Annotated in this window: 2 protein-coding genes; one reads left to right on the top strand and one right to left on the bottom strand. The window is 70.7% G+C overall.

Annotation, left to right across the window (positions count from 1 at the left end):
* On the bottom strand, positions 1 to 239 hold a 239-nt coding region (locus C1J00_RS43465; protein ID WP_146046419.1), incomplete at its 3' end, for a helix-turn-helix domain-containing protein.
* Between the two features lie 87 nt (positions 240 to 326).
* On the opposite strand from C1J00_RS43465, the gene C1J00_RS43460 reads away from it, so the two are divergent.
* A partial coding sequence (locus C1J00_RS43460; protein ID WP_281262805.1) for a carboxyl transferase domain-containing protein occupies positions 327 to 1,137 on the top strand: 811 nt, incomplete at its 3' end.

The raw sequence follows: 1,137 nt of genomic DNA, 5'->3' as shown, positions 1-1,137 counted from the left end.
CGGAGATGTGTATAAGGGACAGTCGCCCCGGTCAGCAACTGCCCGCTGATCCCCACCAGCAGCTCCGCGAGCATCGCGTCCTTGCCCGCGAAGTGCCGGTACAGCCCGGGTCCGCTGATCCCGACCGCGGCGCCTATCTCGTCGACCCCGACCCCGTGGAAGCCCCGCTCGGCGAAGAGCCGGGCAGCCTCCTTGAGGATCTGCTCGCGTCGGGTGGGGGCGTCGGTTCTCGTGGCCATGAAATCAATTCTAGACAGGGAGGTTAGCGGTCGTTAACCTGAAGGAAATGCGTTAACGCTCATTAACAAGGTGAGGGGACCCGCAGGATGCACGAGGCACCGGAGCTCACGAGCGCGGCAGACCCCGCGTCGGAGGCCTTTCGGGCCAACGAGGAGGCGCACCGCACCCTCGTGGAGGAGCTGCGCGCCAAGCTCGCCGCCGCCGCGCAGGGCGGTGGCGAGAAGGCCCGCGCCCGCCACACCGCGCGCGGCAAGCTGCTCCCCCGCGACCGTGTGGACACCCTCCTCGACCCGGGCTCGCCGTTCCTGGAACTGGCCCCGCTCGCGGCCGACGGGATGTACGAGGGCCAGGCCCCGGCCGCCGGAGTCATCGCCGGCATCGGCCGGGTCAGCGGCCGCGAGACGGTGGTCATCGCCAACGACGCCACGGTCAAGGGCGGCACGTACTACCCGATGACGGTGAAGAAGCACCTCCGCGCCCAGGAGGTCGCCCTCGACAACCGCCTCCCCTGCGTCTACCTGGTGGACTCGGGCGGCGCCTTCCTCCCCATGCAGGACGAGGTCTTCCCCGACCGGGACCACTTCGGCCGCATCTTCTACAACCAGGCCCGCATGTCCGGCGCCGGCATCCCCCAGATCGCCGCCGTCCTCGGCTCGTGCACGGCCGGCGGGGCGTACGTCCCGGCGATGAGCGACGAGGCGGTGATCGTCCGCAACCAGGGCACGATCTTCCTGGGCGGCCCGCCCCTGGTGAAGGCGGCCACCGGCGAGGTCGTCACCGCGGAGGAGCTCGGCGGCGGTGAGGTCCACTCCCGCGTCTCTGGCGTCACGGACCACCTCGCGGAGAACGACGCGCACGCCCTGCGCATCGTCCGCACCATCGTCTCCACCCTCCCCG

Origin of the sequence: Streptomyces cahuitamycinicus (assembly GCF_002891435.1) — a bacterium.
Lineage (GTDB): Bacteria > Actinomycetota > Actinomycetes > Streptomycetales > Streptomycetaceae > Streptomyces > Streptomyces cahuitamycinicus.
The sequence above is the reverse complement of the archived record's forward strand: the minus strand, read 5'-3'. Positions and strand labels throughout refer to the sequence as shown.